The following is a 21,033-nucleotide window of genomic DNA, read 5'->3' as shown; positions in this document are numbered from 1 at the left end:
ACCGCTCCCATCATGGGAGCGCTCCCATGATGGGGCCGGCCGTTGCCCCGCCCGTCGGCCACCGCACCGCAACCCCGCTCCGCCCTCCGTGCCACCGGTGCGGAACGCCCTGCCGCCGCACCGGCACCCCGCCCCTCCGGCGGCACGGTCCGGCATCCGCTGCCCCACCCTGCCGCCGGACCCCCGAGGGAGGATCCCCATGCACTTACCGCACGGACCCGGCCGGCCGGCCGGTACCGGCCGCCGCCGCGCCGCGCGCACCGCGGTCGTCCTGGCCGCCGCGTTCGCCCTGCTGTCCCCGCCGGGCGCCGCCGGCGTCGCGTCCGCCACGTCACAGGCGGACTCCGCGGCGGACGTCAGCGTCCGGGTGAACACCCAGGCATCGCTGGGCCGGCTGTCCGGCACCGCCCGCGGCGTCAACACCGCGGTCTGGGACTCGCACATGAACGACTTCGGGGCCGCCGCACTGATGAAGGCGGCCGACGTCGGGGCGATGCGCTACCCCGGCGGTTCGTACGCGGACATCTACCACTGGCAGACGCACACGGCGCCCGGGGGGTACGTCGCCCCGGGCACCGACTTCGACTCCTTCATGGGCACCGTCCGCGCCACCGGGGCGCAGCCGATCCTGATCGCCGACTACGGCTCCGGCACGCCCGAGGAGGCGGCCGGCTGGGTCCGGTACGCGAACGTCACCAAGGACTACGGGGCGAAGTACTGGGAGATCGGCAACGAGGTCTACGGCAACGGCCACTACGGCAACGGCTGGGAGCACGACGAGCACGGGGACAAGAGCCCCCGTGAGTACGCCCGCCAGGTCCGCGCCTATGCCGAGGCCATGAAGGCCGTCGACCCGACCGTCAAGATCGGCGCGGTCCTCACCACCCCCGGTTACTGGCCGGACGGCGTGGTCGGCGAGGGCGACCCCGGCGACTGGAACCACACCGTGCTCTCCGAAGTCACCGACGTCATCGACTTCGTGAGCGTCCACTGGTACGCGGGTGGATCCGGCACCACCGCCCAGGACGCCACGGCCAGGCTGTCCGGCCTGCCCGGCGAACTGCGTGAGGTGCGCAACCAGATCGACCGGTACGCGGGCGCCGACTCGCCGCGCATCGGCATCGCCCTCACCGAGATCAACACCAACACCGGCGGCGCCCGGCTCACCGCCCGCCCCAACGGCCTGTTCGCCGCGGACGCGTTCATGACGGCCCTGGAGAACGGCGTCTTCACCGTCGACTGGTGGAACACCCACAACGGCGCGGGCCAGATCACCACCGTCGACGGCGAGACCGACTACGGCGACATGGGCATGCTCTCCAGCGGCGCCTGCACCGGCGACGTCTGCGAGCCCGCGCCGAACACGCCGTTCCACCCCTACTACGGCATGAGGATGACCGGCGAACTGGGCAGTGCGGGCGACACCATGGTCGCTGCCACCTCCTCCGCGCAAGACGTCTCGGTACACGCCGTGCACCGTCGCGACGGGAGCCTGGGCGTCCTGCTCATCAACAACGACCCGGACGCCGCACGGACCGTGGACCTCCAGTACGCGGGCTTCACCCCGTCCGCCGCCGCACCCGAAGTCAGTCGCTACGCACGCGGCGACAGCGGCATCACCGAGGTCACCGGCGGGGAGGCGTCCGCCTCCCGGGTCACCGTGCCGCCGTACGCGATGCTCACCGTCACCCTCGAACCGCAAGCCGGCACCGGGCCCGGGGCCTCGGCCGCTGGAACCCCGGGCACCCCGAAGCTGGAGGCGGCGACCGACACCACTGCGCGCCTGTCCTGGGAGGGCGCCGCGGGCGCCACCCGCTACCTGGTCCAGGAGCGCGACGGCGCGTACACCCACCTGGTCGGCGAAACCACCGGCACGTCCGTGACCCTGCGGAACCTGCCCCCGGGCAGCACCCACACGGTCAACGTGCTGGCGGCCGACGCCTCGGGACGGCTGTCCGCCCCGTCCACCCCGCTGACCTTCACCACCGGCACCCCGCCGGACGCCACCTGCGCGGTGACGTACCACCACGACACGAGCTGGGGCAACGGCTTCGTGGCCACGGTCACCGTCCGCAACCTCTCGGACGATCCGATCACCGGCTGGACCGTGGACTGGGACTGGCCGACCGACCGCCAATCGGTGTCCTCCGGCTGGAACGCCACGTTCCACCAGACCGGCCGGCACGTGCGGGTGACCGCCTCCGAGGGCGCGGGACCGCTGGCCCCGGACGGCGGGTCGACGGCCTCGTTCGGGTTCGTCGGCGCCAACGACGGACCCAACCCGGAACCGACGGTCCTCCGCCTCAACGGCACTGCGTGCTCGGGAGGCTGACGACCGGCCCGTCCGGGAGCGGGGCGCGGGGTGACCCGCTCCCGGACGGGTCCCGCCCCGGAGGGGGAGGGTCGGCGGGCGGCCACGCCGCGCAGTTGTCCGCAGAACCGGTCCGCCGCTTCACGGACCGGCTGGCCGCCCGCCGCCTGCCGCCCCGCACACCTGACCGGTCCCGTCGAGGGCATCCGCTCCCCGCCGCGGCGCCGGCCACCCGTCCTGGTGGCCCGGCTCCGTTGCCGCGGGGGAGGAGGCCGATCGGCCGGTTCACGTTCACACGACCTCGCAGCCGTCCATCACGATCCCCGTCACCGGCTCGGCCCCTGTACTCCCAAACGGGACCGCACCGCACGCGTGACATGGGGAAGTGCGGTGCGCCCAACACTTCGGTGCGCTTCGGACCGAGGCCGAGGGCATCGTCGCGCGGGGCCGAACGGGCCGAGGCGATCGAACGGGCAACCGCCGTTTGGTGAGCCGTGTGCGCGAGCACCCGACCGCCGGGCGCAGGGAACGCGTCAGCCCGGTCAACCGCCGGCGCCTGCCGGAAGTGTTCCCCGGCGCCCCCCGGGCGGGTGATGCGGCGACGCTGGAGAAGGTGCTCACCACGGACGTCCTCAGTTGCTCCGACGGCGGAGGAGCACGGGGCGCCTCGAGGATCCCGGCCGTCGGACGTCCGCACGTCTCCACGTACCCCGTGGCCTTCGCGACGCGTTTTGGTTCCATAGGAATTAGCGAACATGCGATAAACCCGTATGCTTCGAGCGCTCCCTTCTGCGCCTTTCGGACCGACGCGAAAGACTGCGATCCTTGGTGGGCAGGCAAAGGCGAGCCCGTTTGTCCCGGGTTCACGCCGTTTTCCCGCCAGTAATTCTGCAACCGCGTGAGGTGGAATCATGCGTGTGTCCATGAAACGTTTTTCAGCCCTCGGCCTGTCCGCGGTCATGCTCGCCGCCGTACAGGTGGCGGCCGACGCCCCGGCCGCACGGGCCGCCGTCGGGGTCCGCTTCAGTCAGCTCCTCAACGGCGAGCGCCTGTCCGACGGAGACATGATCCAGGCGACAGACCTGCCCGGCGGCGTGGATCCCGGGGTGATCAAGATCCAGTTGAAGCTGGCCGGGGTCAGTTGGTGGAAGGGCATCCAGTCGGGACCGATCGTGCTCTGCCAGGCGCAGGACAACCAGACCTCGTCGGCCGCCCAGTTCTCGGTCTCCGACTTCCGAGCCCACGGACTCCAGTTGTGGAAGGCGAAGACGTTCGGCGTTCACACGCAGATGTACAACATCGTCGACGCGACCCAGCAGATGTCCGGTGGACATTCCTACGTCTTCGTCTGGGAGAGGGACTGATGGTGCGCATGACCTCCGTTGCCAAGCGGCTCCTGCCCGCCGTGGTGCTGGCCGCCGCCGTGGGCGGCAGCGGTGCGCCGGCGGCGCTGGCGGCCGCCCCCGCGAGCACCTCGTACACGGCCGTCGGCCGGCCGGCGTACGACACGGACTGGACGTTCTACGCGACGTTCGCCACGGCGGGCGCCTGCCTGGCCAAAGCCGCCGCGTACAAGAACGAGTACTGGTGGGTCGAGGCCACCACCTGCATCCACGACGCGGCGCACAACACCTGGCTGATGTTCTACGAATCCTGATCGCCCCTCGCCCGAGGGTGGTCGGGAGAGGGGCGTGGGCCCCACCGGTGGGCCACGTGGCCGGGGTTGCCTCGTCCTCGGTAAGGTGCGCCGATGCCATCGATCAAACGGTTCCAAGTCACCTTCGACTGCGCGGAACCCGAACGTCTCGCTCGCTTTTGGTGCGAGGTGCTGGGGTACGTCGTACCGCCGCCACCGGAGGGGTTCGCCACGTGGGACGATTTCAAGCGCTCGCTGCCACCTGAGCAGCGGGACGCACGGTTCGCGTGCGTCGATCCCTCCGGTGTGGGCCCGCGACTGTTCTTCCAGCGCGTTCCCGAAGGGAAGGCCGCCAAGAACCGGCTGCACCTTGACGTGCGGGTCGGCACCGGACTCGTGGGGGAAGAGCGCCTCGCCGCACTCGAGGCCGAGTGCGCACGACTGGTCCCGCTCGGCGCGGTACACGTGCGAACGCTGTATGACGGCAGTGACGCGTGCATCCCGATGCTGGACATCGAGGGCAACGAGTTCTGTCTTGACTGACCGTCCTCGGAGCCGGCGAGGTGGGCAGCCGCATCCCTCGGGCCTCTCTGGTCCCGCACGGGGCGGGAGCCGTTCCGCGCGGGCGAGGTCGTGCGGCCGGGCGATGCCGAGCACGGCGGTGCGAACTCCGTCGCCCTTCAGACGGCAGTCGGGAAGGATCCTCCAAGGGGCCGGCCGCCGCCGTGGTCGAAATCCCCGCATGCCGCCACGCCTGCGTCGAATGAATATTGCATATGACCATAGCTTGCGGATGCAGTGGCGACTTGTCAGTCCTTCGAGACCAAACCGAACTGATGACCCGGATTCCCGTTCTGTCCTTCGAGTCGGACAATGAAGGAAATCGCTTTTGAATCAAGGGGGGCGGAATGAGGAAACGATTGGCGATTTTCGCGCTGGTCGCCGGAACGATGGTGGCGATGACGCTCGGTGCTCCCGTCGAGGCGCAGGCGCAGGCGCAGGCGCAGGCGCGGACGCAGGCGCGGGCCCTGTGCCCCGGCAATGCGATCTGCCTGTGGCGCGGGGAGCGCCACACGGGCACCCGCTACGTGTGGACGGGCGGCTATCACGACCTGCCCGGCAACTTCACGGACCACGTGGGTTCCTTCCGGGCCAACACGGGCGGCGCCTTCATCGACTGGGCCAGCGGCAAGGAGTGCCATTCGGTGCGCAAGGGCGACTACCGGGACTACTACCTGAGCGGGTTCGGCGGAAAGATGGACGCGGTGGGTAGAAACTGCTGACGCGACCTGATGCCGTACAGGTGTCAGCGAGTGCGGCCAGCCGGAGGGCGGCCGCGGGCCAGGGTGTCCGGGTGGCCGTACGGGTGAGTCCGGCCGGGTCGTCGCCCCGCCCGTCCCGCTGACCGGTGCGGGGACCGGCAGCAGTGCCCCCGGCCCGTGTCACGCGGTGACCGGGGGCATCGCCGTGCCGGTGTGGGAACGGGCACCGTTTCCGGGCAGGTGCTCCCCGCGGCCGAGTACTTCAGGGACGATGAGGCATGCGTTCGGATGACTGCCACCTCACCGAAGGCATCGACGACTTTCTCGCCCGAGCCGGAGACTTCCTGCGTTCGCGCCCCACCCTGCACACCATGCCGCTGACGGTGATCGAGAAACTGAGAACGCGCGGGGCGGACGCGCCGGGCGCCGAAGCCACCGTGCTCGGCCGGCTGGAGCGAGGGGGCGAGGTCTGCGCCGTCTTCTACCGTCCTGCGTCCCACCGCCTCAGCCTCACCCCCGTCTCCCCCAGCAGGCCGACACCCTCGCCGCTCACCTGGCCGGCCTCGGCCGGCCCCTCCTCGGCGTCACCGCAGAACACGGCACCGCCACCGCTTTCGCCGAGGCGTGGCGGCGGCACGCGGGCGCAGTGCCGGTTCCCAGCCGGCGGGGCCGCCTCCACCGCCTCGGCACGCTCACCCCGCCGGAGCCGTTCCCGGAGGGTCGGGGCCCGGACGTGGAAGCGCAGGACCACGAGCAACTCATCCGCTGGTGCAGTGGGGGGTGGCGGGGGCCGGGTGGCGGGGTACGGGAACCGCCATGTGCCCGGCCGGCCGTGCGCCTGCTGCGAGCGGTCTCAGCGCAGCCGGCGCACGCGCAGCACCAGGTCGTCGGCATGGTGCGCGCCGGCGCCGCCGTCGGGTGCCACGCGTGGCCGCTGCTCGTCCACTTCCACCTCCCAGTCGTCGTCGAGCAGAGCGGTGACCATCGAGGGCCAGACGTAGTCGGCCGGATCGAAGCCGCTGTCGTGCGCGTGCTGGGTGTCCATCCCCGCGTGGTGCACGAGGAGCAGCACACCGCCGGGCGCGACGGCATCGAGCAGCGCTCGCTCGGCCGCGGCGTCGGGAGTGCGCAGCAGGGCCGGGTACTGCGCGGAGACCAGGTCGAAGGAGGCCGGTGGGAGCGCCGCCTCCGTCAGCGCGGCGTGCACCCAGCGGACGGCGAGGCCGGCCTCCCGCGCGTGTCCGGCCGCCCGCTCCAGTGCCACGCCCGAGACCTCCAGCGCGGTCACGTCCCAGCCGCGGCGCGCGAGCCAGACGGCATCCGCGCCCTCGCCGCAGCCGACGTCGAGCACCCGCCCGGGGGTGAGCGCGGCTACTTCGGCCACGAGCGCACCGTTGGGCCGGCCGCTCCACAGCTGTTGTCGTTCGGCGTAACGGTTGTCCCACTCCGCCCGCACCGCGGGATCCCCGACGTATCCGTCGGTGGACGAGGGGGTGCTGGGCGCGGTCGATTCCGCTGCGATTTCGTCGTTCACGGGGCCACCGTCGCCCAGCGCGTCCCGGGACGCCATTCCTGTTGCCGGTCCGGCAAAACGAGGTCCGAGCGGCGGGGACGGCCGGCCGCGGTCGGTCCTCCCCGCCCGTGCCGCGCCGCGCGTTCCACCGCCGTCCGCCCTGCCGGGCTCCTGCCCGCCCCGGGTCCGCCCGCGTGTGGTCACGCCGGGCACCGATCACGGCGACGTACCTCCACGACCCGCCGGTGCTGCCGGCTTCCCGCCCCGTTCGCCCCGGGTGCCCTCACTGCCCGGTCACGGAGGTGGGGGACCGCGGGGAGGCGGCCGGTGGCGCGAACAGTGCCCGGACGGTTTCGGTGGCCAGGTCGCGCAGCCAGGCGTGGGCACGGTCGTCGTCGTGGCGCTGGTGCCACAGCAAGTACAGCGGGACGGCGGGCATCGGGAGCGGCAGCGGCAGTGTGATGAGGCCGAGCCGGTCCCGTGCCGCGCGGGTGACCGCGTCGGGAAGGCTGAGCACCAGGTCGGTGCCGGGGGCGAGCCGCAGCGCCAGGTCGACGGTGGGCCCGGCGGCGACGACGCGGCGTTCGTGCCCGTGCGTGGCCAGGGCGTCGTCGATCGGGTCGCGCAGGCGTCCGCGCCGCGAGACGGTGAGGTGTTCGGCGGCCGCGTAGCGCTCCAGGCTCAGCGGACCCTCGGCGAGGGGGTGGCCGGGGCGGACGGCGACGACGAGCCGCCGCCCCGGCATCCACTCCGCCGCCCTCAAGGTCCCGTCACCGATCGTCTGACCGCGCAGCGGCCCGATTCCGTTCCCTCCCCGCACACACCGCAAGGAGCACCACCTCATGACCACCATCGGCATCCTGGGGGCCGGCCGCGTCGGCACCGGCCTCGCCGGCAAGCTCGCCGCGGCCGGGCACCACGTCGTCCTCGGCCGCCGGAGCCCGCAGGACCGGACCGCAGCGGCCGGCGAGGGCGCCGATCCCCGCGTCTCCCTCTCCGACCAGCGCACCACCGCCCGCACCGCGGACATCGTGATCAACGCGACGCCCGGCGGCAGCGCCCTGGACCGCCTCGCCGACCTGCGCACCGAACTCGCCGGGAAGATCCTCGTCGACGTCTCCAACGCCACCCGCGACGCCGACGACGGCCTGCCCGGCGACCTGTGCTGCCCCGGCGGCAGCCTCGCCGAGCAACTCCAGGCAGCCCTCCCCGACACCCGTGTGGTCAAGACCCTCGACACCATGTTGTTCATGGTCATGACCGCTCCCGAAATCCTGGCCACCCCGCCGACCGCCTACGTCTCGGGCAACGACGAACACGCGAAGAAGACCGTCGCCGGCCTGCTCGGCGACCTGGGCTGGCAGCCCGCGTGGATCGAGGACCTCGGGGACATTCACCACAGCCCGCGCCACCGAGGCCATGATCCTGGTGGTGCCCCACATCCTGCGCCGGCACGGCTTCAAGCCCTTCGCCGTCCCCCTCGCCCGCTGACCCCGTGCGGGCCGGCACCGCGAAGCGGGAACCCGCCCCGCACGGGGAGCCGCCCGCGGCTTCACCCGGTTCGCCCGGACCGGACGGCGGACCGGTACTCCAGCCCGGCGTCGCCGGCCGGCGGACGCGCCAACGGGATCCCGGACCGCGACGGCGTGCGGTGAGCGGTGGCCTCGCTCCGCGTCCGGCCCCGGGATCGGTAGGCGTCGTTGATCGTGCAGTCGGTGTTCGGCTCCCCCGGCTGCGGAGGGGCAGCGAGCGTCATGGGCCGTGGTCGCGTCCGTCCCGTGGGACGAAGGCCGCGAGGGCGTCGGCGTCGGTCGCGCGGGCGTGCAGGAAGTGGTCCGTCCGCTCGGTGATGTCGGGGTAGGACGAGTCCCGGCTGAGCTGGGTGGCTGCGGCTTGGAGGTCGAAGTGCGTGGTGCGGAGTCCGACGCCCGGGCCCGGGAGGGCCCAGTGCGCTCCGGAAGGAGAGCATGCCCCGGCCTCATGCTCGCCCCCCTCGGGCACGGGGCCACGTGTCGTCTGAGGGGTGCGCACACCGCCAACGGCCTCACGCCCCGGCGGTTCCACGTCCTCGGACTGCTCCACGATCGGGGCCCCTTGGCGCAGACCGCCCTGGCCGCGGAGACGGACACCGCGGCCAGCGTGCTCGTCACCCTCCTCAACCCCCTGGAGAACGAGGGGCTGGTGGCGCGTACGCGCGATCCCCGCGACCGGCGCCGTCACCTGGTTGTGCTGACCGAAGCGGGACAGCGGCGGCTGCGAGCCGCGGTCGGCGCGCAGCGGGAAGCGGAGGACGACCTCTTCCGCTCACTGGACGGCTCCCAGCGTCCGCGGCTGACGCAGCTCCTCGCCCTGGTGCGGGACGACCTGACCGACGGCGGCGAACACTGCGGCACGCCGGCCTTCCTCGACAGGAAGGCGCCGCAGGGCGGACCGACGTGATCCGCCGGGGCGGGTTCGCAGCGCGCACTGCGCGGCACCGGCCGGTGCCGCGCGCGGGGGTGCCGGCGCCTGCTCGGCCGCCCGCGGACGGACCCTCCGCGTGGCCGAACGGGCCCGGGCATCCGATCGGCCGGTCCTAGACTGTCAGCCTGTCATCGGGGCGACCGTCTTCGGCCCTGCGAACACCATCGGAAAGCCTCCTCATGTTAAACAGCGCGCTGCCCCGCCGTACGGAGGCACGCTGGATCCTGGCCGGCACGCTGCTGTCGGCGGTGGGCCGCGGACTCACCCTGCCCTTCCTGTTCGTTTACCTCAGCGACGTCAGGGAGTTGTCCGGCACCCAGGCGGGACTGGTGATCGGTTGGTACGGTGCGGTCGGCCTGGTCCTGTCGCCGGTCGGCGGCGCCCTCATCGACCGGTTCGGAGCCCGCCGGGTGGTCGTGTCGAGCCTGCTCGTCGAAGCCGTCGGCACCGGGGCCCTGGCGCTGGTCCACACGGTGGGAACGGCGTTCGCGGTGATGTCGGCGGTGGCCGTGGGCAACGCCTCCGTCCTGGCCGGGCAGTCCACCATCCTCACCCGCCTCACCGGCGCGGACGAACGGCAGCGCGTCTTCGGGCTCCACTTCACGCTGCTCAACCTCGGCATCGGGCTGGGCGGAGTGGTGGCGGGCGCCTTGGTGGACACGGCCAGGCCCGGAACGTTCCAGGCCGTCTACCTCATCGACGCGGTGAGCTTCCTCGCGCCGGTGGTGATCCTGCTGGCGCTTCCGGGAGTCAGCGACCGGCACCGGACGCCGGAGAAGGAGGAGGTCCGGCCGGCCTCGGGCGGCGCCCGGTCCGGCGGGTACGCGGCCGTGCTCCGCGACCGTCCCTTCCGGCGGCTGGTCGGCTACGGCCTGGTGCTGACGACGTGCGGGTACGCCCAGATCCAGGTCGGCTTCCCCGCGTTCGCGACCCGGGTGGTCGAGGTGACACCGCGCATCGTCGCGTGGGCCCTGGCGGGCAACACCGTCGTGATCGTGGTGTCGCAGCTGCTCATGATCCGGTTGATGGAACGCCGCAGCAGGTCCGGCGTACTGGCGGTGGTGGGCGTGACCTTCGCCGCCGCCTGGCTCGTGCTGGGCCTCGGCGGTGTCGTGGCGGAACACCACGCGCTGCTGGCGGCGGTGTGCGTGGCGGCCTGCGCCGCCGTCTTCGGATTCGGCGAGACGATGCTGTCGCCGGTGCTTCCGGTGCTCACCAACGCACTGGCCACGGACGAACTGCGCGGCCGGTACAACTCCTTCACGTCCGTCATCTTCGGGATCGGCGGGGTGATCGGTCCCGTCACCGCCGGTCCGCTGCTGACCCTCGGGGGCGGCACGGTCTGGGCCGGGCTGGTGACGGCGGGCTGCCTGGTCGCCTCGCTGCTGGCACTGACGCTGCGTCCGCTGCTGAGCGCCGACCAGGACGGCCGCATCATCGCGCAGGCTCCGGCCGACGGCCGGACGTTCACCAGCAGTTGAGGCGTGGAGGACGCGTCCGGCGGGGGCGGGTGACACCGGGGTCCTCCGGCGGGCCCGCCCGGGGCAGTGGATGCCCTCCGGCGGGCCCGCCCGGGAACCCTCGTGGTCAGGCAGCGCCGTCGCGGGCCCGGAGCCGGTCGAGGAACGCGTCGACGGTGGCCGGTGGGGCGTTCCAGCCCAGTGCCCGGCCCAGGCGGGTGACCTGCGGCAGCTCGCCGGCGCGGGCGGCGTGCTCCGGGTCGTCGAGCCACTGCTCGAACGGCCCGTCCCAGCGGACACGCCCCTGGTGCATCACCACGACCCGGTCGAAGTGGCGGGCGCAGAAGTCCATGTCGTGCGTGACGGCCACGAGGGTCTTGCCGCGCGCGGCGAGTTCGTCGACGACCGTGCCGAGCAGTTCGAGCGAGCGGTGGTCCTGGTTGATCGTGGGCTCGTCCAGGATCAGCACGGGGGTGTCCATGGCGAGGACGGAAGCGAGAGCCACCCGCTTGCGCCGGCTGAAGGAGAGGTGATGGGGGTGGTCCGAGGCGTTCCCCGACAGCCCCGTGACCCGCAGCGCCCAGGCGGTGAGCTCGTCACGCCGCGCGGCGGAGAAGCCGAGGTTGCGGGGTCCGAAGGCCACCTCGTCGGCCACCGTGCGGGCGTGGAGCTGGTTGTCCGGGTTCTGGAAGACGAAGCCGACCGTGCGGGCCAGGGCGGCGACGGGCAGCCCCTCGGTGCTCCTGCCGTCCACCTCCACCACGCCCGAGGTGGGGCGGAGTATCCCGATCAGGTGCCGGGCGAGGGTGCTCTTGCCCGCGCCGTTGGGCCCGACGACGGCGACGCGCTCACCGGCCCGCACCTGCAGCGAGACGTCCCGCAGCGCGAGGGTGCCACCGGGGTAGCGGTGGGTGAGGGAGTCGACACGAAGGATCATGAACCGTCTCCGATGACCAGGGGCCTGCGGCCGGCCCGGGTGAAACCTTCGGCCGCGGCGTCCAGGGTGATGGGAAGTGGCCGGCTGCGCGGCCACAGGCCGTGCCCGGCGGCCCGCCGGGCGGCGGTCGTGTAGTCCAGTGGGGCCACGCCCCAGTCCGCCAGCCGGGGATCGGTCAGGACGTCCTGGGCCGTGCCGTCGGCAACGATCCGGCCGTTCTCGAGCACCACCACACGGGGGCCCCAGTGGGCCGGCAGCTCCAGCCGGTGTTCGACGAGCACGACGGTCGTGCCCGACTCCCGGAGCGTGCCCAGCGTGTCAAGGACCAGACGGGCTCCGTCCGCGTCCAGCTGGGAGGTCGGTTCGTCCAGGACGAGTACGGACGGGCGCATGGCGAGGACGGAACCGATGGCGAGCAACTGCTGCTGGCCGCCGGAGAGTTCGTACGGCGACCGGTGGGCCAGCCCGGTGATCCCCAGGTCGGCCATGACCTGGTCGACCCGCTCGCCCATCTCGCCGCGTTCGACCCCGAGGTTCTCCAGGCCGAAGGCGAGCTCCGCCCGGACCGAGAAACGCGCTCCCGATATCTGGTTGAAGGGATTCTGCATCACCAGCCCGACGTGGGCGGCGAGTTCGGCCACCGGCGTATCGGCGACCGGGCGCCCGGCGACACGGACCGTCCCGGTGGTCTCACCGCCGGTCAGGTGGGGGACCGTGCCGCCGATCGATGCGGCGAGGGTCGACTTCCCGGCGCCCTCGGCGCCCACCACGACGACCAGTTCACCCTGTTCGACACGCAGCTGGACACCGCTCAGGGCGTCGGTCGATCCGGTGGGATAGGCGAACGAGTAGTTGTTGAATTCGATCACCGGGCGGCTCCCCACACGTTGAACGCGACGGCGGCGAGCGCGCACAGCAGCAGCACCGTGCGGGCGGCGCGCTCGGCGGCGGTGTCCGGCACGTCGGACAGGCTGGTCGGACGGCCGGGTGCCCCGAAGGCCCGCGCCTCCATGGCGGCGGCGCGGTCCGTCACGTCGGTGAAGGCCCCCATGACGAGGGGTGCCGCGAGCGGCAGCAGCGCGCGGACACGGCCCCGGACACCCTTCAGCATCAGGCCCCGGGCCTGTTGCGCGTGGAGGATGCCCTGCGCGCGGGCGGCGAGGGCGGGAGCCAGTTGCAGGGCCGCCGAGAGGACGTAGACGACGCGTGGCGACATGCCGCGCTGGAGCAGCGCGCCCATCAGCAGCGCGGGGTGCGTGGTGAGCAGGACGAAGCAGAATCCGCCGATGAGCACCATGATGTGCAGCGAGGTCTCCAGGGCGAACCGCACCCCCTCGCCCTTGAGGCTGAGCGGCCCGACGCGAGCCAGCACGTCCTGCGCACCGGGGTAGAAGAAGCCCTGCACGAGGAAGAGGGCCGCCGCCACGGGAAGGCCGAGCGATCCGACCAGGAGCAGGAGCCTTCGTGTCACTCCGGCACAGACGGCGACCGGGACGACGGCCACGAGCAGGATGAGGGCGGGCCACCACGCGGACGTGTCGGCGAAGGCGCACACCCCGAGGGAGCCGGCGAAGACGAGCTTGGTGACCGGATTCAGCCGGTGCACCCAGGAGGTGCCGGTGCTGGCCAGGACGTTCACGTCGCCTTCGCCTCCGGGTGCCGCCGGGACGACCGCAGGACGCGGTGCGCGCGGACGAAGGGGAACCGCTGACCGAACCCGGGCGGCAGTCCCGCGAGGACGGCGAGGGCGAGGGCCACGGTCAGCGCCTTGTCGAGCGGGTCCGCGGCCAGCCCCTGCAGACTGGCCGCCTTGAGCATGCCGTTGCCGTACGCCTGGAAGGTGGCGATCAGGGCGGACTGCCCCACCGAGCCCGAGGCGTTGCCGAAGACGAAGGCGGTGATGGGCGCGGAGACGGTACCGGCCACCACTCCGATCAGAGCCCCGCCCAGCAGGGCCGTCGGGGTACGGCGGAACCACCCGCAGCGGGCCAGCAGGCCGGCGGTACAGCCGATCGCCGCCGCGGTGGCGGCGTAGGGGAGGGCGCCGGGCGTGATCGTCATGCCGACGAGGATGCTGGCGAGCGCCCCGGTGGCCGCTCCTGCCGCCGGGCCGGCGAGCACACCCACGAGGACGGTGCCGATGGAGTCGAGCTGCAGGGGCAGACCGCTGAAGTAGACGACCTTGCCCATGACGATGTTGACGGCGACGGCCACCGGAAGCAGCGACACCGTCGCGGTCGCCATCCCGGCCATGGCGCCGGAGACGATCAGCATCGCGCCGGCGGCGTACCCGAGGAGCGCCAGCAGGGCCGCCGGGCCGCCCACCCCGTGCTCGGACGTGGGGCGCACCGCGATCAGTACCGCGTAGGTGGCCGCGACGACCGCCGCTCCGACTCCCGCACGTAAATGCCCAGCCACTGCCCGGTCATGCATCGGGCGCTTGTCTTCTTCCACTGGTTCACGAGCTCCCATATCCGGACCACGGGTCGTCTTGTGAGACAGACACCTTCGTCAGTCCGCGCGATCCGTGTCAATGCCGTCCTGGGTTTTTAGTGTCCTCTGTGAGAAACAGCGAAATCACGTGCCGCTCGTTTACCGTGCACATACTCGGCATTGGTCGGCCGTTGCCCGGTTCATGTTCATTTCGACTGGAGGGCCCGATGGGTGAGGGGGGCGCGGGCGTTGCGGTGAAGGCCGGTGCCGGCGTCCCGGTCGTGCTCTTCGCGCAGGGTGTTCGACGGGTCCTTGGGCGTGAAACACCCTTGACGAAGTCGGCACGGCCGGGGCGGGGTCGGCCCCCGGCTTCTCCGTGACTTCTGCATATGGCCTGTTCAGGGTTGCGGAGGTCCGCCCGGTGCGACATTCGGTGAGGGTGGACGGCACCTGCGGAGCGGTTCTCCCCGCCGTGCTCCGGTTCGGCGACCGGCGCTCCGGGGGGTGGGGAGGAAGAGGTCGTTCGAGGTGGGGACGGCGATGCGGCGGGTCGTCGACGCCGCGGGAAAACGTGCCTACAACACGTCCTCGCCGACCGATCCGATAGGCCATCAAAATCAGCCATCACGCGATCGAATCGCCGGTTGACAGCCCGCTATTTGTGACGTGGAATCAGCACGGGCCACCAAGTGGAACCTGTTATTCCTTGCTGTCTGCCCACAGGGTCCGCATTCTTGCCGACTTTTTACCGAAAGAAGGTTTCCATGGCCACCCATCAGAGCTTCGCCAGCGCCTATGTTGCGGGCCTCAAAGAGGTTCTGGACGAAGGGAAACACGTCCCCTCGGTACGCGACCCGTTGTCCAAGGCATCTGACTTCGGGCGGAACGACCGCCCGTACCGGGAACTGATCGGGTACCAGACGACGATCGAGGACCCGGCGTCCTGCCTCGCCGTGAGCCCGGCCCTCCCCGTCAACCTGCCGTACTGCTTAGGCCTGCTGGCGTGGTCCCTCGACGGCCGCAACGACGTCGCCACACCGGCGTACTACCGCCGCGGCGCGCACGAGTACTCCGACGACCAGCACACCCTCAGCGGAGCCTTCGGCCACCGGCTGATCACCCACAACGGGGACCAGCTCGCGGAAGTGGTGCGCCGCATCGAGCAGGACCCCGCACACCGTCGTGCCTTCGCCCTGGTCCTGGAGCCGGAGGACAACTTCCGCCAGTCGCGCGAGTATCCCTGTGCCGTCGGTGTGCACCTCTTCCTGCGGGACGGCGCGCTGACCTGGCTCACCGTCATGCGGGCCCAGCAGGCACTGACCGTCATGCCGTACGACGCCTTCCTCTTCATGGGCCTGCACCAGTACGCGGCCTCCCTGCTCAACGTCCCCTGCGGTCCTTACATCCACCAGGCGGGAACCTTCCACTTCTACGAGAACGAGGAGTCGATGGCCCGGAAGATCGTGGACACGCCGCCCGTCGCGGCCGCACTGCCCGCCTTCCCGGGCACCGCCGAGGCCGGCCGCGAGGCGGCCCGTGAACTGGTCCTCCTGGAGAGCCGGCTGCGGGAGGCGGCCGAGGCGGGCGACCGCGCCACCGTGGACGAGATCGCCGGGCGCAAGGCCGGCTGCGACTTCACCGACGTGGCCCGCGCCTGCCTCGCCACCCAGGCGTACCGGAAGCTCGGTGACAGCACCACGGTCGTCTCCAGTCCCGTGGCGAGCGAAGCAGTCGCGGACCTGATCGCCGCGTCCTGAGCATGCGGAAAACGGACCCCCACGTGAAGACCGCCCTCCGCCCCGTGCTCTCACCCCGAAGCCCCGGCAAAGAAACGGCCGTTGACGAGCTGGCCTCCCGCCTGCTGCGCCGGCGGCGGCTGTTCGACTCCACGCCCGGGGCCCGATACCGCTACCCGGTCATGGCCGCGCTGGTACCGGTGGCCACCAGCAGGGGCGGAGAGGTCGCCTACCCCGGTGACCCGATGTGCCTCTACTCCGCGCTGACACTGGCGATCCGCCGCGGTGTCGCCCGCTCACGGGCCGGACTGTCCGAACAGCCCGCCCTCGACGACGTCTGTGCGGACTGGGGCGACTACCCGACCGACGCGTACCGGCGGACGGCGAGCGGTCCCCGCACGACGCTGATCGCCGACAACCCGACGACCGACGGCCACGTCTTCGACCCGCGCGTCTGGGACGGCGCGGCCCGGACCCGCTTCATCACCGAACTGCGGGCCCAGCGGCCCACCGTGGTCCTGCTCAGTGCGGTGTCCGCCGCGCACCGCTACGCACTGGAGATGGCCGAGCTGGCCAAGACCCACTCACCCGGCTGCTTAGTGGTGGTCGGCGGACGGCACGCCGACGAGACCGTGCGCTACGCGCCCGCCTCGCACACCGTCGACCTGTCCTGGAGCAGCACCGTGGAAGTCATCCGTGACGGCCGGTCCGCGCCGGTCGTGGACTTCGTCGTGGCCGGTGACGGGGCTCCCGGCCTCGACCTCCTGTTACAGGCCCTCTCCCTCGTCCTCGCGCCGGAACCGGGACCCGTCCGGACCGAGGACGTCCTCGCCGCCCTGCCGCTCGTCGCCGCCGGAACCGACGACCTGACCGGCTCGTACACCATCGCCGGGCTCTGCGCGGACCGGGTCGTGGTGCAGCCGGTGCTCGGGCGTCGGCTCACGTCGGCCGAACTCCCCTCGCCCTACGAGGCGTTCTCCGTCCGGTCCCGGTTCGCCGTCTTCACCCGGGCCGGCAGCTCACCCGTCGGCAGCCGCACGGCCCACATGATGACGCTGGACTCCTGCCCGTTCAAATGCACCTTCTGCTCCGAGAGCATCCAGGTGTCCCAGCGGCCCACCCGCTTCGCCGTCAGTGAGACCGCGCACGCCGCGGACCGGCTGGCCCAGTTGATCGACTGGGGCGCGGAGGCCGCCTTCTTCGACGACCCCGTGTTCTGGGGCGGCAACTGGAAGGCGATCAGCGACTTCTGCCACGACCTCCAGGCCCGCCGCGCCGAGCAGGGTGACACCGTGCCGTTCGAGTGGGGTGCCCAGCTCACGGTGGACGTGGTCCTCAACCGGGCGAAGGCGGCGGAGGTCGCGCAGACCCTCGACCTGATGGCGGCCAGCGGCTGCACGTACGTCTACATCGGGATCGAGAGCATGGCGCAGCGCGTCATGGACCACGTGGGGAAGAACCTCACGCGCCGCAACCCCGAAGCCTGGGTGGACAAGGTGCGGGAGGCGCTCGAGACCATCAGGGGGCACGGCATCCGAGTGGGCAGCTCGGTGCTCTTCGGCCTCGACGGCGAGAACCGGGAGACGATCGAGGAGACGATCGAGGAGATCGGCCGTCTCATCGACGACGGCCTGCTGGTCATGGCCAGCCCGAACATCCTGACCTACCACCCCGGGACCGCCATCACCGCGCAGCACGGGCAGGACCGGCTCGACTACCACTCCCGCAAGGACAACCGGCCCCCGTACACCTACTTCGAAGAGGCATATCCGGAAGTCGTCTCCAGGCTGCTGACCGAGGACGACATCTGGTACATCCACACGTCCGCCGAGAAACGCTGGGGCACCACCCGCAATCTCGACAGCCACTCCCTGAACGAGGCCTCATGAACCCGACGATCCCGCGTCCGCCCGCCGACCCCCCGACGCTGGAGGTCGACCGGGGGAGCTACTGGGGCAAGTACTTCACCTACTTCCCCGCCCTGACCCGTTACGTCCCGCTGGGTGACTACGCACGGCTCACCCGGCCGCGCGCCTGCGTCCTGGGGGCTTCCGACGGCAAGTTCGCCCTGCCCCTGCTGCGCGCCGGCTGGGAGGTCGTCGCGATCGAGACCGACGAGCTCTTCCTCGGCGGTGGCGAACTGGACCTGCTCGACGGACACCACGTCGTCACCGGGCTCCGTGACCGGCTCGCCGCGGAACACCTCGCGGACCGCTGCACCATCGTGGAGCAGGACTACATGACCGTCCCCGCGGAGGGGGACTTCCAGCTGGTCATGGGCAGTGGCCTGTGGTCCATGGCGCCCAACAGGGCACACAGCCTGCAGGCCCTCATCGACCACGCGATGGACATGGTGGCACCGGGCGGCATCTTCTTCGGCGACTACCTCATCGGCCTCAACGACGAAGAGAGGGAGTGCGGTTACTACCCGGAGACCGAGGTGATGGAGAAGATCGTCGACCGGCCCGGCTGGACGCTCTTCGAGAACGCGGACCTGGGGATCCACGGCGAGAGCCACCTCGGCTACGAGCAGTGGCACTACCACCGCTACGCCGCCGTCATCACCCACCGGATGCCTCCGCCGCGCGAGACGGCAGTGGCCAGGTGACCGGGCCGGACACCGCACGCGCGGTCCCCGGTCCGGGGACCGCGGAGCGGCCGGGCAGGACGTTCGACGTCCTGGTCACGGACCTGGACGGCACGCTGCTGGACGCCGAGGGCGTGCTCCGCGAGCGGACCGTGCGCGTCCTGCGGGCGCTGGCCGCCGCCGGTGTCCGGATCGTCTTCGCGACCGCGCGTCCCGCGGCGTCCGCGCGCGCCGTCCTCGCCCCGGCCGCAGGTCTGGGAGCCGTCCTCGTCTCGTCGAACGGCGCGGTGGCGGGCGACCTCGACGGCGACCGGCCCTACTGGGTGCGAGGGATGCCGTCCTCGACCGTACGCGCGGTCGTCGCGCGGCTGGAGGCCGGCGCGGCCTGGGCCGTGGACCGCGAGGGGGACCGGCTCCTGGGCCCCGGCTGGCCGGACGTCCTGGCCGCCGGCCCCCTCGTCGAGCGCTCGGTCGCCGGGCCGCCCGCCGCCGCGGACCCGGAGCCCGCCCTGTGCCTGATGGTCACGGGCGGTCCCGCGGACGCCGCCGCGCTGTGCCGGCCGCAGGACGCCGTGGTGTGGACCTCCTCGCAGCCCGGCCTGCTGGAGTTCTCGGCCGCCGGGGCCGACAAGGTGTCCGCCCTCTCGGACGTCCTCGTCCGGCTGGGCCGGACGTGGCAGGACGTGCTCGCGTTCGGTGACTCGCTCAACGACGCCGGGATGCTCGCCGCCGCGGGCCGGGGGGTGGCCATGGCGAACGCCTGCCCCGAAGTACGCGCGGCCGCCGACGCGGTGGCCGGGCACCACGCCGCGGACGGCGTGGCCGTGTGGCTGGAGGAACAGTGTCCGACCCCGATCTGAGCGATGCGGCCGCCGCCGGTACCGTCTGGGTCGTCGGTGGTCCCGGCTGCGGCAAGTCCACCCTGGCGGCGGCGCTCGCCGAGGTGTCCGGGGCCCCCGCGGTACAGCTGGACGACCTGTTCTGGGGACCGGGCGGCCACCCGAACCCGGAGGAGGTGTTCGTGGCGTCGGTGCGGTCCGCGCTGAGCGGTCCCCGGTGGATCGCGGACGGCCAGTACCCCGCGGCCCTCGCGGCGTGCGTGGACCGGGCCGACTGCGTGATCTGGCTGGACGTCCCGCTCCTCGTGTCCTGGCCCCGCCTCGTGCGACGCACCGTGAGCCGCTGGATCCGCGGTGAACGGCTGTGGGGCGGCACCCGGGAGACACTGCGGACCGTCATCGGCCCGCGCTCCATCCTCTGGTACGCACTGCGCGTGCGCCGGACCCAGCAGCGGGCCAACGAGGAGTTGTTCGCCCGCCTGCAGGATTCCGGCGTCCGGCTCGTCCGCACCCGGACCTACCGGGTACGGTCACTAGTCGGCCACGGCCGGAGCTGACCCTTCCTCCCCATCTTTCTGCGAGAGCCCCATGCGTGTTTCCTTACACAGCACATCCCGACAACTTCCGGCCGGCGATTGGGATTCGCTGACCGTCGACGCGACGATCTACTCGAGCAGCGGTTTCCTCAAGGTCCGCGAGGAGGAGCTGCCCGAGGGTGCCCACGGCCACTACCTCCTGGCCCGCGACGCCGGCGGCGCGGCGGTCTCCGGGCTGGAGGCGTACTCCTTCCGCACCCCTCCGCACGTCCTGTACACACCTGCCGACCTGCTGACGGGCCTGGTGCCCGGGGAACGGCACCACCGGGTGGCCACCAATCCGCTGGCGTTCGGCTCGGGCTGGTCGGAGTTCCGCGGGCAGCTTCCCCGCCGTGCGGACGTGTCCGCCGCGGACCGCGAGGCCGCCGTGCGGGCCCTGACCGCGGAGGCCATGCGGTTCGCCGGGGCGAACGGCGCGAGCGTCCTGGCGTACTACTACCTGCCTCGCGAGCAGGCCCTGGAGGTCGCCCGCGCGCACGCCGGGGACGGTGCCGTGGTGCGCTTCCACGACGTGGAGACCTCGCTGCCGCTCGGTCTGTGGGACACCTTCGACGACTACCGGGCCTGGCTGCCCGCCCGCCGCCGGCAACGAGCCCTCCGCGAGCTGCGCCTCTTCCAGGAGAGCGACCGGATCGTCAAGGAGTACCGGCTGCCCGAAGCGGTGAAGGAGATGGCCCCGCTCAACAGCGCGTTGATGCAGCGCCACGGTCACACCGCGTTCGACGAGGAGCGCGTCGCGACCGTCTACGAACGGCAGGGCCGCTTCCTCGGTGACCAGAGCTCGCTGCTGATGGCCGAGGACGCGGGAAGGCCCGTGGGGTGCGTGCTCCGCTACCGCCAGCACGACATGCTCTACGGACGGGTCGCGGGCTTCGACTACTCCGCGTCGAACCTGGCGGACTACTTCAACCTGGTCTTCTACCACCCCATCACGACGGGGGCGGGGCGTTCGGTGCGCGCGATCCACCTGGGGCTCGGCACCTTCCACGCGAAGATGTCGCGCGGCGCCCAGCCGACCCCCCTGTACTCCGTGCTGGTCGGGGTGGACCGCCCGCTGGACGCGGACGCCGCCGCCGTCAGGGAGCGCAACCGTTCCGAGGTGCTGGCCTTCGCCGAGGAGCACGGCCCCACCGTGGTGGGCGGCATCGACGCCGAGAGCTGGATGCTGGACTGAGCGTGGTGGTGCGAGCCGGGACGCCGACCGCGGGACCCCCTCCCGCGGTCGGCGTCCCGGCGTCACCGGCCCGGACGGCGGTGGCT

Annotated in this window: 20 protein-coding genes and 3 pseudogenes; 15 read left to right on the top strand and 8 right to left on the bottom strand. The window is 72.1% G+C overall.

Translation table 11 applies throughout. The features are described 5' to 3' along the window. Positions 1 to 199: 199 nt before the first annotated feature. From QQY24_RS01995 to QQY24_RS01975, 4 genes are all read left to right on the top strand, one after another. Positions 200 to 2,332, top strand: coding sequence for a cellulose binding domain-containing protein (locus tag QQY24_RS01995; RefSeq protein ID WP_301970907.1), 2,133 nt, complete (start codon positions 200 to 202; stop codon positions 2,330 to 2,332). 902 nt (positions 2,333 to 3,234) lie between these two features. Continuing rightward, on the top strand, positions 3,235 to 3,675 hold the full coding sequence (locus QQY24_RS01985) for a hypothetical protein (RefSeq protein ID WP_301970905.1): 441 nt from the start codon (positions 3,235 to 3,237) through the stop codon (positions 3,673 to 3,675). A gap of 8 nt (positions 3,676 to 3,683) precedes the next feature. Then, positions 3,684 to 3,968, top strand: a complete 285-nt coding sequence (locus QQY24_RS01980) for a hypothetical protein (protein ID WP_301970903.1) — start codon at positions 3,684 to 3,686, stop codon at positions 3,966 to 3,968. 93 nt (positions 3,969 to 4,061) lie between these two features. Continuing rightward, positions 4,062 to 4,490, top strand: a complete 429-nt coding sequence (locus QQY24_RS01975; RefSeq protein WP_301970902.1) for a VOC family protein — start codon at positions 4,062 to 4,064, stop codon at positions 4,488 to 4,490. Positions 4,491 to 4,565: 75 nt separating this feature from the next. Here QQY24_RS01975 and QQY24_RS01970 read toward each other — a convergent pair. Next, positions 4,566 to 4,655, bottom strand: a pseudogene (locus QQY24_RS01970) (IS5/IS1182 family transposase); the annotation flags it as partial. 212 nt (positions 4,656 to 4,867) lie between these two features. On the opposite strand from QQY24_RS01970, the gene QQY24_RS01965 reads away from it, so the two are divergent. Then, on the top strand, positions 4,868 to 5,230 hold the full coding sequence (locus QQY24_RS01965) for a peptidase inhibitor family I36 protein (protein WP_301970901.1): 363 nt from the start codon (positions 4,868 to 4,870) through the stop codon (positions 5,228 to 5,230). A gap of 257 nt (positions 5,231 to 5,487) precedes the next feature. Further along, positions 5,488 to 5,981, top strand: a pseudogene (locus QQY24_RS01960) (GNAT family N-acetyltransferase); the annotation flags it as partial. An 81-nt stretch (positions 5,982 to 6,062) separates the two neighbouring features. Here the strand turns inward: QQY24_RS01960 and QQY24_RS01955 are convergent. Both QQY24_RS01955 and QQY24_RS01950 read right to left on the bottom strand, forming a co-directional pair. Next, positions 6,063 to 6,743 (bottom strand): bifunctional 2-polyprenyl-6-hydroxyphenol methylase/3-demethylubiquinol 3-O-methyltransferase UbiG, encoded by a 681-nt coding sequence (locus QQY24_RS01955; RefSeq protein WP_301970900.1) that lies wholly within the window; start codon positions 6,741 to 6,743, stop codon positions 6,063 to 6,065. Between the two features lie 262 nt (positions 6,744 to 7,005). Continuing rightward, a complete protein-coding gene (locus QQY24_RS01950) occupies positions 7,006 to 7,566 on the bottom strand; it encodes a LysR substrate-binding domain-containing protein (protein ID WP_301976105.1) in 561 nt (186 codons plus the stop codon). On the opposite strand from QQY24_RS01950, the pseudogene QQY24_RS01945 reads away from it, so the two are divergent. Next, a pseudogene (locus QQY24_RS01945) lies at positions 7,565 to 8,213 on the top strand (NADPH-dependent F420 reductase). The gene QQY24_RS01950 and the pseudogene QQY24_RS01945 overlap by 2 nt on opposite strands. A gap of 261 nt (positions 8,214 to 8,474) precedes the next feature. On the opposite strand, the gene QQY24_RS01940 reads toward QQY24_RS01945, so the two are convergent. Further along, positions 8,475 to 8,723 carry a hypothetical protein gene (locus QQY24_RS01940; RefSeq protein WP_301970899.1) on the bottom strand — a complete coding sequence of 83 codons (249 nt, stop codon included), beginning with the start codon at positions 8,721 to 8,723 and terminating at the stop codon, positions 8,475 to 8,477. Between QQY24_RS01940 and QQY24_RS01935 the strand changes: the two genes are divergently transcribed. Both QQY24_RS01935 and QQY24_RS01930 read left to right on the top strand, forming a co-directional pair. Continuing rightward, on the top strand, positions 8,703 to 9,161 hold the full coding sequence (locus tag QQY24_RS01935) for a MarR family winged helix-turn-helix transcriptional regulator (RefSeq protein WP_301970898.1): 459 nt from the start codon (positions 8,703 to 8,705) through the stop codon (positions 9,159 to 9,161). The two genes, QQY24_RS01940 and QQY24_RS01935, sit on opposite strands and share 21 nt — an antisense overlap. Before the next feature lie 203 nt (positions 9,162 to 9,364). Further along, a complete protein-coding gene (locus tag QQY24_RS01930) occupies positions 9,365 to 10,666 on the top strand; it encodes an MFS transporter (RefSeq protein WP_301970897.1) in 1,302 nt (433 codons plus the stop codon). A gap of 106 nt (positions 10,667 to 10,772) precedes the next feature. On the opposite strand, the gene QQY24_RS01925 is transcribed toward QQY24_RS01930, so the two are convergent. The 4 genes from QQY24_RS01925 to QQY24_RS01910 are packed head-to-tail and all read right to left on the bottom strand — an operon-like array spanning position 10,773 to position 14,015. Next, positions 10,773 to 11,582, bottom strand: a complete 810-nt coding sequence (locus QQY24_RS01925) for an energy-coupling factor ABC transporter ATP-binding protein (RefSeq protein WP_301970896.1) — start codon at positions 11,580 to 11,582, stop codon at positions 10,773 to 10,775. Continuing rightward, positions 11,579 to 12,451 carry an energy-coupling factor ABC transporter ATP-binding protein gene (locus QQY24_RS01920; protein ID WP_301970895.1) on the bottom strand — a complete coding sequence of 291 codons (873 nt, stop codon included), beginning with the start codon at positions 12,449 to 12,451 and terminating at the stop codon, positions 11,579 to 11,581. The genes QQY24_RS01925 and QQY24_RS01920 overlap by 4 nt, the downstream gene beginning before the upstream one ends. Beyond that, positions 12,448 to 13,221, bottom strand: a complete 774-nt coding sequence (locus QQY24_RS01915) for an energy-coupling factor transporter transmembrane protein EcfT (protein WP_301970894.1) — start codon at positions 13,219 to 13,221, stop codon at positions 12,448 to 12,450. The genes QQY24_RS01920 and QQY24_RS01915 overlap by 4 nt, the downstream gene beginning before the upstream one ends. Beyond that, positions 13,218 to 14,015, bottom strand: coding sequence for a hypothetical protein (locus QQY24_RS01910; RefSeq protein WP_301970893.1), 798 nt, complete (start codon positions 14,013 to 14,015; stop codon positions 13,218 to 13,220). Before QQY24_RS01910 ends, QQY24_RS01915 begins: the two co-directional genes overlap by 4 nt. A 764-nt stretch (positions 14,016 to 14,779) precedes the next feature. Here QQY24_RS01910 and QQY24_RS01905 point away from each other — a divergent pair. From QQY24_RS01905 to QQY24_RS01880, 6 genes are read left to right on the top strand one after another with little or no spacing between them, the layout of a single operon-like run. Further along, entirely contained in the window at positions 14,780 to 15,772 is a 993-nt protein-coding gene (locus QQY24_RS01905; protein WP_301970892.1) for a thymidylate synthase, read from the top strand. 23 nt (positions 15,773 to 15,795) lie between these two features. Next, entirely contained in the window at positions 15,796 to 17,640 is a 1,845-nt protein-coding gene (locus QQY24_RS01900; protein ID WP_301970891.1) for a radical SAM protein, read from the top strand. Further along, positions 17,637 to 18,359: a hypothetical protein gene (locus QQY24_RS01895; RefSeq protein ID WP_301970890.1), complete on the top strand. Its 723-nt coding sequence runs from the start codon at positions 17,637 to 17,639 to the stop codon at positions 18,357 to 18,359. Before QQY24_RS01900 ends, QQY24_RS01895 begins: the two co-directional genes overlap by 4 nt. Then, a complete protein-coding gene (locus tag QQY24_RS01890) occupies positions 18,356 to 19,198 on the top strand; it encodes an HAD family hydrolase (RefSeq protein WP_301970889.1) in 843 nt (280 codons plus the stop codon). The genes QQY24_RS01895 and QQY24_RS01890 overlap by 4 nt, the downstream gene beginning before the upstream one ends. After that, a complete protein-coding gene (locus QQY24_RS01885) occupies positions 19,180 to 19,734 on the top strand; it encodes a hypothetical protein (RefSeq protein ID WP_301970888.1) in 555 nt (184 codons plus the stop codon). The genes QQY24_RS01890 and QQY24_RS01885 overlap by 19 nt, the downstream gene beginning before the upstream one ends. A gap of 31 nt (positions 19,735 to 19,765) precedes the next feature. Continuing rightward, a complete protein-coding gene (locus tag QQY24_RS01880; RefSeq protein ID WP_301970887.1) occupies positions 19,766 to 20,947 on the top strand; it encodes a GNAT family N-acetyltransferase in 1,182 nt (393 codons plus the stop codon). Positions 20,948 to 21,033 lie beyond the last annotated feature (86 nt).

The sequence above is a fragment of the Streptomyces sp. TG1A-8 genome, assembly GCF_030499535.1.
In the GTDB taxonomy this organism is placed as follows: Bacteria; Actinomycetota; Actinomycetes; order Streptomycetales; family Streptomycetaceae; genus Streptomyces.
Note: the sequence above shows the minus strand (reverse complement) of the source record. Positions and strands in the feature narration are given on the sequence as shown.

Excerpts from the sequence above, each read along its gene's own strand:
- QQY24_RS01995 (WP_301970907.1), top strand. The coding sequence starts at position 200 with ATGCACTTACCGCACGGACCCGGCCGGCCGGCCGGTACCGGCCGCCGC.
- QQY24_RS01985 (WP_301970905.1), top strand. The coding sequence starts at position 3,235 with ATGAAACGTTTTTCAGCCCTCGGCCTGTCCGCGGTCATGCTCGCCGCC.
- QQY24_RS01980 (WP_301970903.1), top strand. The coding sequence starts at position 3,684 with ATGACCTCCGTTGCCAAGCGGCTCCTGCCCGCCGTGGTGCTGGCCGCC.
- QQY24_RS01975 (WP_301970902.1), top strand. The coding sequence starts at position 4,062 with ATGCCATCGATCAAACGGTTCCAAGTCACCTTCGACTGCGCGGAACCC.
- QQY24_RS01950 (WP_301976105.1), bottom strand. The coding sequence starts at position 7,566 with ATGAGGTGGTGCTCCTTGCGGTGTGTGCGGGGAGGGAACGGAATCGGG.
- QQY24_RS01935 (WP_301970898.1), top strand. The coding sequence starts at position 8,703 with ATGCTCGCCCCCCTCGGGCACGGGGCCACGTGTCGTCTGAGGGGTGCG.
- QQY24_RS01930 (WP_301970897.1), top strand. The coding sequence starts at position 9,365 with ATGTTAAACAGCGCGCTGCCCCGCCGTACGGAGGCACGCTGGATCCTG.
- QQY24_RS01925 (WP_301970896.1), bottom strand. The coding sequence starts at position 11,582 with ATGATCCTTCGTGTCGACTCCCTCACCCACCGCTACCCCGGTGGCACC.
- QQY24_RS01910 (WP_301970893.1), bottom strand. The coding sequence starts at position 14,015 with ATGCATGACCGGGCAGTGGCTGGGCATTTACGTGCGGGAGTCGGAGCG.
- QQY24_RS01905 (WP_301970892.1), top strand. The coding sequence starts at position 14,780 with ATGGCCACCCATCAGAGCTTCGCCAGCGCCTATGTTGCGGGCCTCAAA.
- QQY24_RS01895 (WP_301970890.1), top strand. The coding sequence starts at position 17,637 with ATGAACCCGACGATCCCGCGTCCGCCCGCCGACCCCCCGACGCTGGAG.
- QQY24_RS01880 (WP_301970887.1), top strand. The coding sequence starts at position 19,766 with ATGCGTGTTTCCTTACACAGCACATCCCGACAACTTCCGGCCGGCGAT.